The 15,440-nt window shown below is 61.8% G+C and carries 14 protein-coding genes and 1 pseudogene; 14 read left to right on the forward strand and 1 reads right to left on the reverse strand.

Annotated elements, in window-relative coordinates; genetic code table 11:
- From AC0L2U_RS31860 to AC0L2U_RS31920, 13 genes and pseudogenes are all read left to right on the forward strand, one after another.
- A pseudogene (locus AC0L2U_RS31860) lies at positions 1-186 on the forward strand (SIS domain-containing protein); the annotation flags it as partial.
- Positions 187-534: 348 nt separating this feature from the next.
- Positions 535-2,562 (forward strand): conjugal transfer protein TraG, encoded by a 2,028-nt coding sequence (locus tag AC0L2U_RS31865; protein ID WP_473603303.1) that lies wholly within the window; start codon positions 535-537, stop codon positions 2,560-2,562.
- A gap of 117 nt (positions 2,563-2,679) precedes the next feature.
- Positions 2,680-3,093 (forward strand): CopG family transcriptional regulator, encoded by a 414-nt coding sequence (locus tag AC0L2U_RS31870; RefSeq protein ID WP_027164075.1) that lies wholly within the window; start codon positions 2,680-2,682, stop codon positions 3,091-3,093.
- Positions 3,090-4,058, forward strand: coding sequence for a P-type conjugative transfer ATPase TrbB (trbB, locus tag AC0L2U_RS31875; RefSeq protein ID WP_473603304.1), 969 nt, complete (start codon positions 3,090-3,092; stop codon positions 4,056-4,058). The genes AC0L2U_RS31870 and trbB overlap by 4 nt, the downstream gene beginning before the upstream one ends.
- Positions 4,059-4,069: 11 nt before the next feature.
- Positions 4,070-4,378, forward strand: coding sequence for a TrbC/VirB2 family type IV secretion system protein (locus tag AC0L2U_RS31880; protein ID WP_473564444.1), 309 nt, complete (start codon positions 4,070-4,072; stop codon positions 4,376-4,378).
- Positions 4,378-4,647 (forward strand): VirB3 family type IV secretion system protein, encoded by a 270-nt coding sequence (locus tag AC0L2U_RS31885; RefSeq protein ID WP_473603306.1) that lies wholly within the window; start codon positions 4,378-4,380, stop codon positions 4,645-4,647. The genes AC0L2U_RS31880 and AC0L2U_RS31885 overlap by 1 nt, the downstream gene beginning before the upstream one ends.
- Complete coding sequence (gene trbE / locus AC0L2U_RS31890; RefSeq protein WP_473603307.1) at positions 4,641-7,091, forward strand: conjugal transfer protein TrbE; 2,451 nt, start codon at positions 4,641-4,643, stop codon at positions 7,089-7,091. The genes AC0L2U_RS31885 and trbE overlap by 7 nt, the downstream gene beginning before the upstream one ends.
- Entirely contained in the window at positions 7,088-7,813 is a 726-nt protein-coding gene (gene trbJ / locus AC0L2U_RS31895) for a P-type conjugative transfer protein TrbJ (protein WP_473603308.1), read from the forward strand. The genes trbE and trbJ overlap by 4 nt, the downstream gene beginning before the upstream one ends.
- Before the next feature lie 31 nt (positions 7,814-7,844).
- A complete protein-coding gene (gene trbL / locus AC0L2U_RS31900) occupies positions 7,845-9,167 on the forward strand; it encodes a P-type conjugative transfer protein TrbL (protein WP_473603309.1) in 1,323 nt (440 codons plus the stop codon).
- Positions 9,168-9,899, forward strand: coding sequence for a conjugal transfer protein TrbF (trbF, locus tag AC0L2U_RS31905; RefSeq protein WP_473564449.1), 732 nt, complete (start codon positions 9,168-9,170; stop codon positions 9,897-9,899).
- Positions 9,889-10,917, forward strand: coding sequence for a P-type conjugative transfer protein TrbG (trbG, locus tag AC0L2U_RS31910; RefSeq protein ID WP_473603310.1), 1,029 nt, complete (start codon positions 9,889-9,891; stop codon positions 10,915-10,917). The genes trbF and trbG overlap by 11 nt, the downstream gene beginning before the upstream one ends.
- Positions 10,918-10,930: 13 nt before the next feature.
- Positions 10,931-12,154: a TraB/TrbI/VirB10 family type IV secretion system protein gene (locus tag AC0L2U_RS31915; protein WP_473603311.1), complete on the forward strand. Its 1,224-nt coding sequence runs from the start codon at positions 10,931-10,933 to the stop codon at positions 12,152-12,154.
- Positions 12,155-12,156: 2 nt separating this feature from the next.
- Entirely contained in the window at positions 12,157-12,429 is a 273-nt protein-coding gene (locus AC0L2U_RS31920; RefSeq protein WP_473603312.1) for a DUF2274 domain-containing protein, read from the forward strand.
- Positions 12,430-12,749: 320 nt separating this feature from the next.
- Here AC0L2U_RS31920 and hemN read toward each other — a convergent pair whose 3' ends face one another.
- Positions 12,750-14,099, reverse strand: coding sequence for an oxygen-independent coproporphyrinogen III oxidase (hemN, locus tag AC0L2U_RS31925; RefSeq protein WP_473603333.1), 1,350 nt, complete (start codon positions 14,097-14,099; stop codon positions 12,750-12,752).
- Positions 14,100-14,254: 155 nt separating this feature from the next.
- Here hemN and AC0L2U_RS31930 point away from each other — a divergent pair, with 155 nt between their 5' ends.
- Positions 14,255-15,004, forward strand: a complete 750-nt coding sequence (locus tag AC0L2U_RS31930; RefSeq protein ID WP_473603313.1) for a Crp/Fnr family transcriptional regulator — start codon at positions 14,255-14,257, stop codon at positions 15,002-15,004.
- Positions 15,005-15,440 lie beyond the last annotated feature (436 nt).

The following is a 15,440-nucleotide window of genomic DNA, read 5'->3' on the forward strand; positions in this document are numbered from 1 at the left end:
GAGAAAGGGGCCGCTGCTTCGAAACTCAAAACGATGCACACGATTGTGCTGCCGACCGTCGACGAGATTATCGCGCCAATGATCTTTGCCCTGCCGATACAGCTTCTTGCCTACGACACGGCTGTCTTCATGGGCAAAGATGTCGACCAACCGCGCAATCTCGCAAAATCGGTTACCGTCGAATGATTTGTGATGGCCCGTCCATACGACACACGCCGGAGCAAAGCGCGTCATCGGCCACTTGGATGTCGAGGAGATGCCGACCCGTTCAGCTGCCTGTGGGTCGTATCTCGCGCTAAACGCATGCCTGCGTTTTGATCAGACGAAGCAAAAACACAGAATAGATCGCGATCGCCGAGGGCGGCCACGGCCGGTGACCCCAGTCTGCGGCGCGGGCTCCAGGCGCGTAAAAGGCTGCTCTGTGAGCGATCCGGCCCATTCCCCATCGCACCTGGTCGTGCGTAGTGTGCATTTCAGTTCACATCGCTCCGCGCGATGCTTGCTCCCCGACGTTCAGAACAGCGGAGCAAGCCAATGACGCCCACGAAGTTGCTGATCGGGCAGATCGCCGTCGTATTCGCAATCGTCATGCTCGGCGTGTGGGCGGCCACGCAGTGGTGCGCCCACATGCTGGGTCATCAGCCGCCACTCGGCACGCCGTGGTTTGTCGTGGCTGGCTGGCCGATCTACAAGCCGTGGAAACTGTTCGACTGGTGGTACCATTTCGACGCCTATGCGCCCGAGGTCTTCGATAAGGCCGGTGCGCTCGCCGGCGCCAGTGGGTTCGTGGGCTGTGCCGCAGCCATCGCGGGCTCGCTCTGGCGCGCGCGACAGCTCGGATCGGTGACGACCTATGGCTCGTCGAGGTGGGCGACGACTCAGGAGATCGAGGGGGCAGGGCTGTTTCGACCGGCCGGCGTTTTCCTCGGCAAGCTTAAGGATCGCTATCTGCGACATGACGGGCCCGAGCACGTCATGGCCTTTGCCCCAACACGATCAGGCAAGGGCGTCGGACTGGTTGTTCCAACGCTTCTGTCCTGGACCGGGTCGGCCGTCATTCACGATATCAAAGGCGAGAATTGGCAATTGACCTCCGGCTGGCGGTCGAAATTCTCCTATTGTCTTCTCTTCAATCCGACAGATCCCAGGTCGGCGCGCTATAACCCGTTGCTCGAGGTGCGAAAGGGTCCGCAAGAGGTCCGCGACGTCCAGAACATCGCCGACATCCTGGTAGATCCGGAAGGTGCGCTGGATCGCCGGAACCACTGGGAGAAGACAAGTCATTCCCTCCTCGTCGGCGCCGTTTTGCACGTTCTCTATGCCGAAGAGGAAAAGACGCTTGCCCGCGTCGCCACTTTCCTGTCGGACCCGCAACGTTCCTTCTCCGCGACGCTGCAGCGGATGATGACCACCAACCACCTGGGCACGCCCGACAAGCCTGAGGTCCATCCGGTGGTGGCCTCGGCGGCACGCGAGGTGCTGAACAAATCGGAGAACGAGCGTTCGGGTGTTTTATCGACCGCCATGTCGTTTCTTGGGCTCTACCGCGACCCGACGGTTGCGGCGGCAACATCGGCCTGCGACTGGCGCCTTGTCGATCTTATGGATGCCGAGCGACCGATGTCGCTCTATCTGGTCGTGCCGCCATCGGACATCTCGCGCACCAAGCCTTTGGTGCGACTGATCCTGAACCAGATCGGCAGACGCCTGACGGAGCGCCTTGAGGGCGACCCTAAGGGTCGCAAACATCGGCTCCTCATGATGCTCGACGAATTCCCGGCGCTCGGTCGGTTAGATTTCTTCGAGACCGCGCTCGCCTTCATGGCCGGCTACGGCATTCGCGCTTACTTGATCGCGCAATCCTTGAACCAGATATCCAAGGCCTACGGCGAGAACAGTGCCATTCTCGACAACTGCCATGTGCGCATTGCCTTTTCCTCAAATGACGACCGCACGGCCAAGCGCATCTCGGACGCGCTCGGCACGGCGACGGAACTGAGATCCATGCGCAACTATGCCGGCCATCGTCTAGCCCCCTGGCTGTCGCACGTCATGGTCAGCCGCCAGGAAACGGCCCGACCGCTGCTGACTCCTGGCGAGGTGATGCAGCTGCCCCAGAACGACGAGCTGGTGCTGATTTCAGGGCTGCCGCCATTGCGCGCGCAGAAGCTGCGCTACTACCAGGATCGGAATTTCACGGAACGCGTGCTACCATCCCCGGTGCTGCGGGACGGCACTTACGCCGACTGTCCCGCTTCGCGCCCGGACGATTGGACTGGACAGGTCCGCGGCGTTGACAGCCGTCTGGCTGCAGGCGACGAGATTGCCGACGCGGCGATCGGGGACGAGGGCGGCGTCCAGCAGCAGCGACATCCAGCTCTGCCAGAAGATCAAGTCGTGCTTTCTCAAGAAGCTGACCAGGGCGATCTCTTCAAGTCTGTTGACGATGATAGCGAGCCGGTCGCCGACAAGCGTGTCATGGATCGGATTTCGACGGCTGCCCGCGCCTATGGCATCAACGAGGGAAGGGGCGACGATAAAGACATCGTGCCCGGTTTCTGAACGCCGCTTCCTGACGGCGTACTTCGGCGTAGATAACGGCGATAAGCTTTCGTGGGCATCTGGCGGATGCTTGTTCCCGTCGCCGGCGCGCCGGCGCTGGCAGCTGGAACAAGCCACATGAAGCCCCGCCGCATTCGTCACCAGTTTCTGCTTGAGTTTGAGCTGAGCGAGAAGCTGGACAAACTCAGTCGTGATCCTTCGACCACCAAATCGGCGATTGTCGCGAAGGCGGTAGAAGCCTTCATCGAACGCCGTGGCGAGAATGAGCTCGACAAACGCTACGGGGTACGGCTCGACCGTCTTTCTCGCGACCTCGCTTATGTCAGGCGCGACGTCGAGATGATGCTGGAGAGCCTGGCGCTCTTCATTCGCTTTTCGATCACGCTTCACGCCCACACGCCGGTCCCGGACAGGGCAACGCAGGCCGTTGGCCAAGAGCGCTTCGACAAATTTGTCGAGCAGGTGGGTCGGCAGATCGCGTCCGGAAAACGATCGCTTGGCAAAGACAATGACGTGGGAGGGGAAGGGTGAACTCTCATCCTGAAGCCGACCACCGCCGCAGCGCGATGCTGCGCACCGCCATGGGTCCGGCGATCACCAAAGCGCTCTCCGATCCATTGATCATCGAGGTGATGGTCAATCCCGACGGAGCACTGCGGCTCGATCGGCTCGGAGAAGGCCTGGTCGACACAGGCGTGCACATCCATCCTGCCGAGGCGGAGCGGATCGTCCGCCTCGTCGCTTCCCATGTGCGCGCCGAAGCGCATGCGGATAAGCCGATCGTCAGCGCCGAACTGCCGTCGGGCGAGCGATTCGAAGGCCTGCTGCCACCCGTGGTGTTGGCGCCCTGCTTTGCTATTCGTAAGCCTGCCGCAAAACTCTACACCCTGGCCGATTATGTCGCCGACCGCGTCATGCTGCCGCTGCAGGCCGATGCGTTGAAGGGAGCCGTCCGCGAACGGCGCAACATCCTGATCGCAGGCGGCACGTCCTCGGGCAAGACAACCCTTGCCAATGCGCTTCTGGCCGTCGTCGCCGACTGCGACGAGCGGGTGATCCTGATCGAGGATACGCGCGAACTTCAATGCGCAGCAAAAGACTGCGTTGCCCTGAGGACGAGGCGGGGTTCGGTCACGCTCGCCGATCTCGTGCGTTCGACACTGCGCCTCAGACCCGATCGCATCATCGTCGGCGAGATCAGAGGCGCCGAAGCGCTCGACATGCTGAAGGCGTGGAACACCGGTCATCCAGGTGGCATTGCCACGGTTCATGCCAACTCGGCGCGGTCTGCCCTCTACCGCATCGAGCAGCTCGCACAGGAAGCCGTGGTCGCCGTTCCCCGCCGGCTCATCGCCGAGGCAATAGATCTGATCGTCTTCATCGCTGGCCGCGGATCCTCGCGCCGCATCGAGGCGATCGCCGAGGTCACTGGCCTCGACGGCAGTGGCGACTACGCCGTCACCCAGCTCACGCTTCCGCAACTCCAGCAACTCTGAAAGGTCACTTCATGCGCAAGAAGCTTCGCTTTCTCTGGGCCACCGCGCTCGTGTTTCTTCTCACGTTTCCGGCATACGCCGCCGGCTCCGGCATGCCTTGGGAGCAGCCGCTGCAGCAAATCTTGGAATCGGTGCAGGGTCCGGTCGCCAAGATCATCGCGGTCATCATCATCATCACCACCGGCCTGACACTCGCCTTTGGCGACACGGCAGGTGGGTTCCGTAGGCTCATCCAGATTGTCTTCGGTCTGTCGATCGCCTTTGCCGCATCGAGCTTCTTCCTCTCCTTCTTCTCCTTTGGCGGCGGGGCACTCGTCTGATGCTGGTCGGAGAGCACATAGAAGGCTTCGAGGTTCCGGTTCACCGGGCACTGACCGAACCGATCCTGCTCGGCGGCGCGCCACGAGCGGTGGCGATCCTCAATGGCACCGTTGCCGCGGCCATCGGGCTTGGCTTGCAGCAGTGGATTGCCGGACTGGTGCTGTGGATCTGCGGGCACACTGTGGCTGTCTTCGTGGCCCGCCGCGACCCGGACTTCGCCGGCGTGCTCGTCCGCCACCTTCGCCTGAGGGGGTGGCTTGCATGCTGAATCTTTCGGAATATCGGGGCAAGGCCGACCGGCTTGCCGATCATCTGCCTTGGGCCGCACTGATAGCACCAGGCATCGTGCTCAACAAGGACGGCAGCTTCCAGCGCACATTCGCATTCCGCGGCCCTGATCTCGAGAGTGCAACAGAAGCCGAACTCATCGGCATCTGCGCGCGAGCCAATAATGCGCTCAGACGTCTCGGCTCTGGCTGGGCATTGTTCTTCGAGGCCGAGCGCATCGAGGCGCTGGGCTATCCAGACTCGCGCTTCCCCGACGCTGCGTCATGGTTGGTCGACGAAGAACGGCGCGCGGCCTTTCAAGGCAAGGTCGCGCACTACGAGAGCCGCTACCACCTGACGCTGGCGTTCATGCCGCCGCCGGATAGCCAGGCGCGGGCGCAAAGCGCTCTCGTCGACTCGCATCATTCACAAGGCGAGAGAGAGTGGCGCCAGGAACTGGCGCGGTTCCGGGACGAGACCGGCCGCGTGCAGGATCTCCTGTCGGGCTTGATGCCCGAAATACGCGCACTGGATGATGCCGAGACGCTGACTTACCTCCACGGCACGATCTCGACCAGCCGCCATCCCGTCGCCGTGCCGGAAACACCGATCTATCTCGACGGCATCCTGGTCGATGCGCCGCTTACTGGCGGATGGGAGCCGATGCTTGGCGACCAACATCTGTGCACGCTCACCATTCTCGGTTTTCCGAATGTCACACGGCCCGGAATTCTCGACGCGCTCAACCACCAGGATTTCGCCTATCGCTGGATGACACGCTTCATTCCGCTCGACAAGACGGAGGCCGCCAAGACGCTGACACGGCTGCGGCGGCAGTGGTTTGCCAAGCGCAAATCGATCGCGGCCATCCTGCGCGAGGTGGTGACCAGTGAACCTGTCCCGCTCGTCGACAGCGACGCCGAAAACAAGGCGCTCGATGCCGACGCCGCACTCCAGGCGTTAGGCGGCGATCATGTCGGGTTTGGCTATCTGACGACGACGGTGACGGTATGGGACGAGGACCATCAAGCCGCCGCGGCCAAACTTCGCGCGGTCGAGCGCGTCGTCAATGGCCTCGGCTTCGCCACGATCCGTGAAGGCGTGAATGCGGTCGAGGCCTGGCTCGGCTCGTTGCCCGGCCATGTTTACGCGAATGTGCGCCAGCCGCTCGTTCACACATTGAACCTCGCCCACTTGATGCCGCTTTCCTCGGCGTGGGCCGGCCCGGCGGCGAACGAGCATCTCGCCAAGGCAATCCAGGCAGAGGCCCCGCCGCTTCTCTTCGCCTCAACCAGCGGGTCGACACCGTTCCGGCTCTCCACCCACGTCGACGATGTCGGCCACATGCTGATCGTGGGACCGACTGGTGCCGGCAAGTCGGTTCTCGTTGCCCTCTTCGCGCTGCAGTTCCGACGCTATGCCGGCGCGCAGGTCTATGTCTTCGACAAAGGCAATTCAGCCCGCGCCGCAATTCTTGCCATGGGTGGAGAGCACCACGCGCTGCGTGCGCACGGTGCGCTTGCCTTCCAGCCGCTGCGCAAGGTTGATGATCCGGCCATCCGCAGCTGGGCGGCCGAATGGATCGCCGGACTCATCGCTCATGAGAACGTCACCGTCACCCCAGAGGCGAAAGAGGCAATCTGGTCGGCGCTCACCAGTCTTGCAACCGCGCCGGCACAGGAACGCACACTCACCGGCCTGTCGCTCTTGCTTCAGTCCAACGCGCTGAAGTCCGCATTGATGCCCTACACGCTCGACGGCTCCTTCGGCCGGTTGCTCGACGCGGATGACGATCGGCTGGCCTTGTCGGATGTGCAGTGCTTCGAGACCGAAGAGCTGATGCACAGCCAAGGCGCTGTTCTGCCGGTGCTCACCTATCTTTTTCATCGCCTCGAAGCGCGGTTCGATGGGCGACCGACCTTGCTCATGCTAGACGAGGCTTGGCTCTATCTCGACAATCCGCTCTTTGCCGCCCGCCTGCGCGAATGGCTGAAGGTACTGCGCAAGAAGAACGTCTCCGTCATTTTCGCCACGCAGTCACTGGCCGACATCGCTGGCTCTGCAATCGCACCGGCTATCATCGAGAGCTGCCCGCAGCGCATTTTTCTTCCCAATGATCGTGCCGTAGAACCGCAGGCACGGGAAGCCTACGAGCGTTTCGGCCTGAACGAGCGGCAGATCGAACTGGTCGCGCGCGCCACGCCGAAGCGGCACTACTATCTTCAATCGCGCCGCGGCAATCGTCTGTTCGACCTGGGCTTGGGCGCCATCGCGCTTGCGCTATGCGGTGCCTCCGATCCCGCCAGCCAGACCCTGATCGACAGGATCCTGTCGGAGCACGGGCAGGACGGCTTTGCCTTCCACTTCCTAAATGCCCGCGGTCACGAGTGGGCCGCCGAGCTTCTCCGCCAATTCCCTCAACCAGACATGGAGCAATCGTCATGATGCGGCGCCGTTTCCTTTCCGGCCTGATCACCCTTTCCCTCCTCGCCAAACCGATGGCCGACTATGTCCAGCCAGCCTATGCGCTCATTGTCTTCGATCCGTCGAACTATAGCCAGAATGTGCTGACGGCGGCGCGCTCGCTGGAGCAGATCAACAACCAGATCCAGTCGCTCCAGAACCAGGCGACCATGCTGCAGAACATGGCGCGCAACCTTCAGAGGCTGGATTTTTCTTCGGTGGGCCAGCTCACCGGTTCGCTGCAGCGGATCGACGGCCTCATGGACCAGGCGAGTGGCCTGAGTTTTGATCTGGGCAAGCTGCAGGACCAGTGGCGCCATCAATATCCCGAAAGCTACGACGCTACGATCAAGGTCAGCGATGTGGCAACCGCAGCGCGCGAGCGCTGGCAGAGCGCCATGCAGGCGTTCCGGCAGACGATGGGTGTCCAGTCGCAGATCCTCGAGAACGTCCGCGGCGATCGCGACCTGCTTGCTGATCTCGTCAACCGCAGCCAGGGTGCTGCCGGTGCGCTTGAGGCAAGCCAGGCCACCAACCAACTGATCGCGCTGTCAACCAAGCAGCAGATGCAGATCCAGACGCTGCTCGCGACGCAGTTTCGCGCTGAGGCGGAGGACGCGGCTCGCAAGGCGCAGTCTGAAGAAGCCGCCCGCCAGACGACAAAGCGATTCCTCGGCACCGGCACGGCCTATCCCGCCAACTGATCACCAGTTCTTTCACGAGGGGGAAGGCGGAATGAACGACCTCGGGGTCATCGATCGCTTCATGGAGACTTTCATCCGCTATATCGAAAGCGGGTTGGGTCTGCTGTCGGGCGATGTCGCCTTCCTCACCACGATGCTGATCGGCATCGACATAACGTTGGCCGGGCTCGCTTGGGCATTCGCCGGCGAGCCCAACATTCTCGCCCGCCTTATTCGCAAGGTGCTCTATGTCGGCGTCTTCGCTTTCATCCTGAACAATTTCAAGAACCTCGCCGACATTATATACCGCTCTTTTGCCGGGCTGGGCATCCACGCTTCTGCCGACAATCTTTCCCCCGACAATCTCCTGCGGCCCGGACGTATTGCCGCCACAGGCTTTGAGGGCGCCTGGCCGCTGCTCGATCAGGCGAGCCAGCTTCTTGGCTTTCCTGAAATCTTCGGCAACGCGCTCACCATTTTCGTGCTGCTCGTGGCCTGGTTCCTGGTCATCATCGCCTTCTTCATTCTTTCCATCCAGCTCTTCATCACCATTCTGGAGTTCAAGCTCACCACTCTCGCCGGATTCGTTCTGGTGCCCTTCGCACTCTGGAACCGGTCGGCGTTCCTGGCCGAGCGTGTGCTCGGCAACGTGATCTCGTCGGGCATCAAGGTGATGGTGCTTGGCGTCGTCGTCGGCATCGGCTCCACACTGTTCGGCGAGTTCGCTTCCGCGCTGCACGGCAAGGAGCCGGATTTGGCCGCAGCCATGTCGCAGGTGTTGGGCGCGTTGGCGCTTCTTGGGCTAGGGATCTTCGGGCCTGGAATAGCATCCGGTCTCGTCTCCGGCGCCCCGCAGCTTGGTGCGGGCGCCGCACTGGGTACGGCCGCGGCCGCGGCCGGTGCATCACTCGTTGCCGGAGGTGCCGCGGTCGCTGGCGCGCGCGTGGCAGCTGATGGCGGGCTTGCCGCAATTCGAGCCGGCACGACCATCGGCTCGGCAGCTTCCTCAGCATGGCAGTTGGGGCGTGCAACCTCGCCTGACTCCGGCCTGTCCGGTGTGGCTGCTGGGATGCAGGGCGTGGCAGGTGCCGCCAGTGGCGCCGCGATGCGAGCGGCACGATCTGCCGCGGGAACCTTCGGACGCAGCGCCGATGCCGGGCGCCAAGCCGCATGGACCGCGACCGGCGGGTCGTCTTTCGCGTCGATGACTGAAAGTGCTGCGGGTTCGACCGCCGACGCGGCCCCTGGCTGGGCCAGGCGCCTGCGTTCCCAGCAGTCTGCGCGAGCCCACCGCCACGCCGCCATACAGGCCGTGCGTGATGGTGACAGACCGGGCGGTAGCGCCAATCCCTCTCTCAACGACAAGGACGACTAGATGCTCTTCAAGCGATCCGTTCAACGCTACGGCAAGACACCCGAGCCCATTACACCGTACCAGAGGGCGGGCCACCTGTGGGATGAGCGCATCGGCTCATCGCGGGTGCAGGCCCGCAATTGGCGGCTGATGGCTCTTGGCTGCCTGGCGTTGGCAACCGGGCTCTCGGGCGGGCTCATTTGGCAGTCCATGCAGAGCCGGGTTGTGCCATACGTCGTCGAGGTCGACCGCTTTGGCGAGACGCGCGCCGTAGCCTCGGCAATCCGGGACTACGAGCCAACGGATGCCCAGATCGCCTGGCATCTTGGCCGCTTCATCCAGAATATCCGTTCCGTTTCCACCGATCCGGTGTTGGTGCGGCAAAACTGGTTGGCGGCCTATGACTTTGCCACCGACCGCGGCGCGCACTTCCTCAACGAATATGCCAAGGCGAACGACCCTTTCGGTCAGATCGGCACGCGCAGCGTGTCCGTCCAAGTGACCAGCGTGGTGCGGGCTTCCGACAGTTCGTTCCAGGTCAAATGGACCGAGCAGGTATTTGAGCGCGGCAGCCTTGTCAGCACGACCCGCTGGACGGCGATCCTCACGGTCATGATCCGGCCGCCAAGCAATACGGACCAACTGCGCAAGAATCCGCTCGGCGTCTTCATCAACGCCATCGATTGGTCGCGCGAGCTCGACAGCGCCGCGCCGTCATCCGTTTCCCCCAAGGAGCCCGCCAATGACAAATAGAGCCCCATCGGTCCGTGCCTCGCTGATCCTGTCGGCCTCAGCCGCGGTGCTGTCGGCCTGCGCATCCAAGCCGGTGCCACCGCCCGAGATTTCCTATGACGCTGCCGACTTCAAAGCAGCGTCGATCGAGAAGCCGCCGGAGCAACCGGTCAAGATCGTCGAGGTGCCAAAGCCGCTACCGCTGCCCGGCCAGTTGCAGCCTGACCCGGTCAAGGTCGCCGACGACAAGCGCTCACCTGAAGAACGCGTTGCCGATGCCAACAAGGCCGCAACCCGACAGCCAACCAGGTATGGCTATGTCAACGCGGTCCAGATCTATCCCTTCACCGACGGTGCGCTTTATCAGCTCTTTGCCGCGCCGGAGCGCGTCACCGATATCGCTCTGCAGCCGGGCGAGAAGCTGACAGCCGTGTCCGCCGGGGACACGGTCCGGTGGGTCATAGGCGATACCGTCAGTGGCACCGCTGACAGTCAGCGCACCCATGTTTTGGTGAAGCCGTTTGCGCCCGAGCTTACCACAAATCTGGTGATCACCACGGATCGACGCACCTATCACTTGCAGCTCCAAAGCACGGAGAAGACCGCAATGGCGGCCATCTCTTGGACTTACAGCGAAGACCAGATCCTTGCGCTGCGTCGGCGAAACGTTCAGGCCGAGGCTGCTACGCCGGTCGCGTCGAATGTTGCGCTCGAAAATATCCGATTCCGCTATTCAATAGCCGGCGATACACCGCCCTGGAGACCGACACGGGCCTTTGACGACGGCAGCAAGGTCTATATCGAATTCCCGCGCCGCATCGATCAGGGCGAGGCGCCGCCGCTCTTCATCGTCGGGGCCGACGGCGGCAATCAGCTGGTCAACTACCGCATGCGCGGCAACTACTACATCGTCGATCGCCTGTTCGCCGCGGCCGAACTGCGCCTCGGCGCCAAGCCGCAGCAGGTCGTGCGCATCACAAGGATTGACGGTCGGCAATTGCCGCGTCGGATGCCACTCTTTGCCGGTTTTGGCAGGTGAGGGGACAAGGCTCATGACCGATACGTCCCACTCCAATGCGCCGCCGAAACTTGATCCCGACCAGCTCCAGCTGCGCGCCTCACCCCGCGCGGCTGTGCGCTTCAGGCGAGGTGTGATTGTCGCGATCGCTGCCGCCGGATGCGGTGCCATTTTGGGCGTCATGATGATTGCGCTTCAGGGACCGGCATTGCGATTCAAAGGGCATGCGGAAGACCTCTACCATCCTGACCACAAGCCCACCGCCGACGGACTCGACGGGCTGCCCAGGGATTATTCCGGCGTCAAGTCTGAGGCCCCGGTGCTTGGACCGCCGCTACCCGGTGATCTCGGCCGCCCCATCCTCGAGCGGCAGCGCCAACTCGGCATCGCGCCGGGACAGGAGGTCTCCGCCGAGGATCAACGCCTTGCCCAGCAGGCGATCGAAGCGCGCGAGTCGCAAGTGTTGTTCCGAATCGACAATCGACCGAGACCGACAGATCTCGCCGGCGGCGGGGAGAGTGTACAGCAGCGGCCTGAAGCGGTTCCGCAACCGGGAGCGACAGGCGCATCGGCTTCCGTCGCTCCAGCCGAAGGCGATCAGAACAACCAACAGCGCAAGCTGGATTTTGTCAGTCAGCGGAGCACAAGCGGGATCTACAATCCGCATGCGCTGCAGACGTCTGCTTCGCCCTACCAGCTGATGGCTGGCAGCGTGATCGCGGCTAGCCTGATCACCGGCATCAATTCCGACCTACCCGGCCTTGTCGTCGCGCAGGTCACAGAGAATGTCCAAGACACAGTCACGGGCAGCATCTTGCTCATTCCACAAGGTTCACGGCTGATCGGCACCTATGACAGCGTGGTGGCGTTTGGGCAAAGGCGCGCATTGCTGGTCTGGCAGCGAATAATCCTGCCGGACGGTTCCTCGATCGAAATCGACAATCTGCCGGCAACAGACAGCGCCGGATATGCAGGGCTTGAGGACAAGGTGGATTTCCACACCTGGCAGCTGATCAAGGGGGTTGCGCTTGCGACCTTGCTTGGCGTGGGCACCGAATTGAGCCTCGGAGACAATGAAAGCGATCTGGTCAAGGCGATCCGCGAATCCGCCCAGCAGAATGTCAGTCGAGCCGGCCAGCGCATAACTGAGAAGAATCTCAATGTTCAGCCCACCATCACTATCCGACCAGGCTGGCCGCTGCGCGTCATCGTGCACAAGGACCTTTTGCTGCGGCCGTACAAAGTTGAACGGGAGTGATTATGGCCAACTTGAAACTTGGTAAGCTTCCAGATCGAACGCCTTTGAAGATCACCATCACTGTGAGCGCGGAGTTGAGCCAAGAACTCAATGCGTATGCTGCGCTCTATCGTCAGACCTACGGCGAGTCTGAAACGGTGGCGGAACTCATCCCTTTCATGCTGGCGGGATTTCTGGAAGGCGACCGAGCGTTTGCCAAGGCCAGAAAAGAAGGTATGGGGACAGCCAGCGTCCCGGGCAAGTCGCGGTCTCAGCCAGCTTCAGATTCCAAATGACCGCAGCAGAGAGTTGGTCAAGTGCAATGGTGGCGCACCGCCCGCTCGGCGGGTCCATCCATATGAGGCCGAGCTGTCGCCAAGCGATGGTCCATCGCCATCATGCGGCGGCCGATCTCGACCGGGAAGACAACCATTAAGGCGGCAGCGTCGTGTGGAGGCAGCGTGGATGCAGCGCGTCAGCTTAGGTTTTTCCGATCCGATTCGTATCCCTGCGTGCTTGTCATTGATTCTTCAACGAGAGGGGTGCGCTGACAACATCGTGGCATGGCGAAAGGTCACCGATGATGGACCCTGCCCGGTCTGCGACGCACTCTGGCTCAAACTGCCACCGAGTGCCTGGCCTTTCCGCTTTCGAGATATTTGTCGAACTTCGCAGCGACGCTCCTGACAAAGGGACGACTTTCCACCGGCACGACGAAACGGTCGCCATCGAGTTCAAGCAATCGGACGGGGTTGTCGAGGGCCACGGTACTCGACCGGAGAAGGAGCTTCTGGCCGGCTTTGCCGAAGCGTTCCACCAATTCGACTGCCGAGAAGCCGAAATCGCACATCAGCCGCTCGATGATCCAGCCGCGAGCGCGGTCGTCGTTGGAAAAAACAATTCCGCGGACCGAAGCCAACCCACCCTGATCCACCATGCGGCCATATTCGCCGGTTGAAGGCATGTTCTGGACGTAGCCTTGCTTGAATTGGCTGATGGACGAGGGGCCGAGGCCGATTAAAGTTTCGCAGCGATCCTCGGTATAGCCCTGAAAGTTGCGACGCAGAGTCCCGGCGCGCGCCGCCAGGGCCAGCGCATCGTTCGGTTTGGCGAAATGGTCGAGCCCGATTGCTTCGTATGCTTGGTCGAGGATGGCGCGTGCTGCCAGTTGCGATTGGGCAAGCCGCTCCTCCGGGCCTGGCAACCAGGCCTCGTCGATCATGGTCTGATGTTTCTTGAACCATGGCACATGGGCGTAGCCAAAAAGGGCGATCCGGTCCGGCTGCAGCGTCAGCGCCTGCATGACTGTAAACAGGACTCTCTCCCTGGTCTGGTGCGGCAAGCCGTAGAGCAGGTCCAGGTTGACCGATTCGACGCCGCGGGACCGAACGCCGTCGACAACTGTTTTGGTCTGCAAGAAGGTCTGCTCGCGATTAATGGCCTTTTGCACCTTCGGATCGAAATCCTGCACGCCGAGGCTCGCCCTCGTCATGCCGATTTCGGCAAGCGCGTCGAGGCGGGCTTCGTCCATATCGTTGGGTTCGATTTCGACGCTGATCTTGGCGCCGGGAAGAAATGTGAAGCTGTTGCGCAGGACGGTTGCCAACGCCACCATATCTTCGGGTTTGAGCATCGTCGGCGAACCGCCGCCGAAATGGATAGCACGCACGCGGCCCTTGCCTGCGACAAGACCGGCGACGGTGGCGATCTCAGCATGCAATGACCGCAGATAGGTAGTAACCGGTTCGTAGTGGCGTGTCTGCTTTGTGTGGCACGCACAGAACCAGCAAAGTTTGTCGCAATATGGGATGTGCACGTAGAGCGATATCTCATCGTCCCCGCCGAGCGCCTCCAGCCAGCCACGATAAGCCGCAGCATCGACGCCCCCATGGAAATGCGGTGCCGTCGGATAGCTGGTGTAGCGAGGGACGTTTTCGACAATCCAGGCAGCTACTTTCGACTGCATGTCGTGGTCACCATGTTTGCATAGCTGGAACTGTTGACTGGTTGGCCGGCCAACGCCCTGATTTCGATCAAGTGCAGCTCGGACAAACTGCCGCAAGGATTTTTCTACCCTGGATTGCTATCCTGTCGGTGCTTGGGAGAGGGTAGAGCGAGCGCATGACATTACGGCAAGACATTCACAGTTCCGGCATTCCCGTTCTTTGCCGCTCTTGCGAGGGAAGGCGTCGTGGTATTTGCGGTGCGCTCGATCCAGAGCGTTTGGTTTGGCTCGCCAAGACTTCGTCGCGGCATAAGATCGAGCCAGGAGTCGAACTTATCGGCGACTGCGAGGCTGTCGGCAGCTATTCGAATGTGCTTTCAGGCGTGGTGAAGCTGACGAAGAGCCTTTCGGACGGGCGCCAGCAGATCGTAGCTCTCCAGTTTGCACCGGATTTTCTGGGGCGACCCTTCAAGGTGGAGAGTGAGATCAGTGCGGAAGCGGCAACTGTTGTCACGCTGTGTTCGTTCCCCAAGCCAGCCCTCGAACGGATGATGAAGGATTCACCGGAACTCGAGCGCCGCCTGCTCAAGCAGACGCTGGACGAACTTGACGCAGCACGCGAATGGATGGTGACGCTCGGACGCAAGACGGCATCGGAAAAGGTGGCGAGTTTTCTTCTCATGATCGCCCTGAATATCGATTCCAATGTTAATCCGACTGCCAGCTCGGCGTCCTTCGATCTGCCGCTGACTCGTGCCGACATCTCTGATTTCCTTGGACTGACGAATGAGACCGTGAGCCGGCAGCTGACTCGATTGCGAGCTGAAGGCGTGATCCGGATCGAGAACAAACGCCATGTGATGGTGGAGAGCGTCGGCCGGCTGGAGCAGCGTTGCGGCGGCCGAAGGCCGCGGCAGTTTGAATAACCCCAAGCGGCGGGGTCTGCGCCGCCAACCCCGAAGCCGCGGCAGGACATGCTGCGTTCGAACGGTCGCTGCAGCCTTCGAGCCCCGGTAGCATGGACACGAGAGCATCCGCGACCCTTATCGGATAAGCTAGCCACCCGCCATGAGTGTTTCGCTCGCCGATGAAGCATTGATCGTTGAGGTCCTCGTACCCGCAATGGTAGTGACGATGTCGCCATTTACGTCGTTCCCGAGCCGTTCCAAGCGACGCTAGCAGCAGTACTTCCAAGTCGCGGAGGGCACGCCTCGACATATCGCCCGCCTCGACGTTCGCTCGACTTCAATCCACTTGTCGTGAGCGGGGCAGGCCCGTCGCGCGCTTCCGTATGCCACCTTCTGATTTGCGCGAACTCGATTCTACCGAACAAACCTGGCGCCTGACATGGATCAGGGCGAG

Source organism: Mesorhizobium sp. WSM4808 (assembly GCF_055811675.1).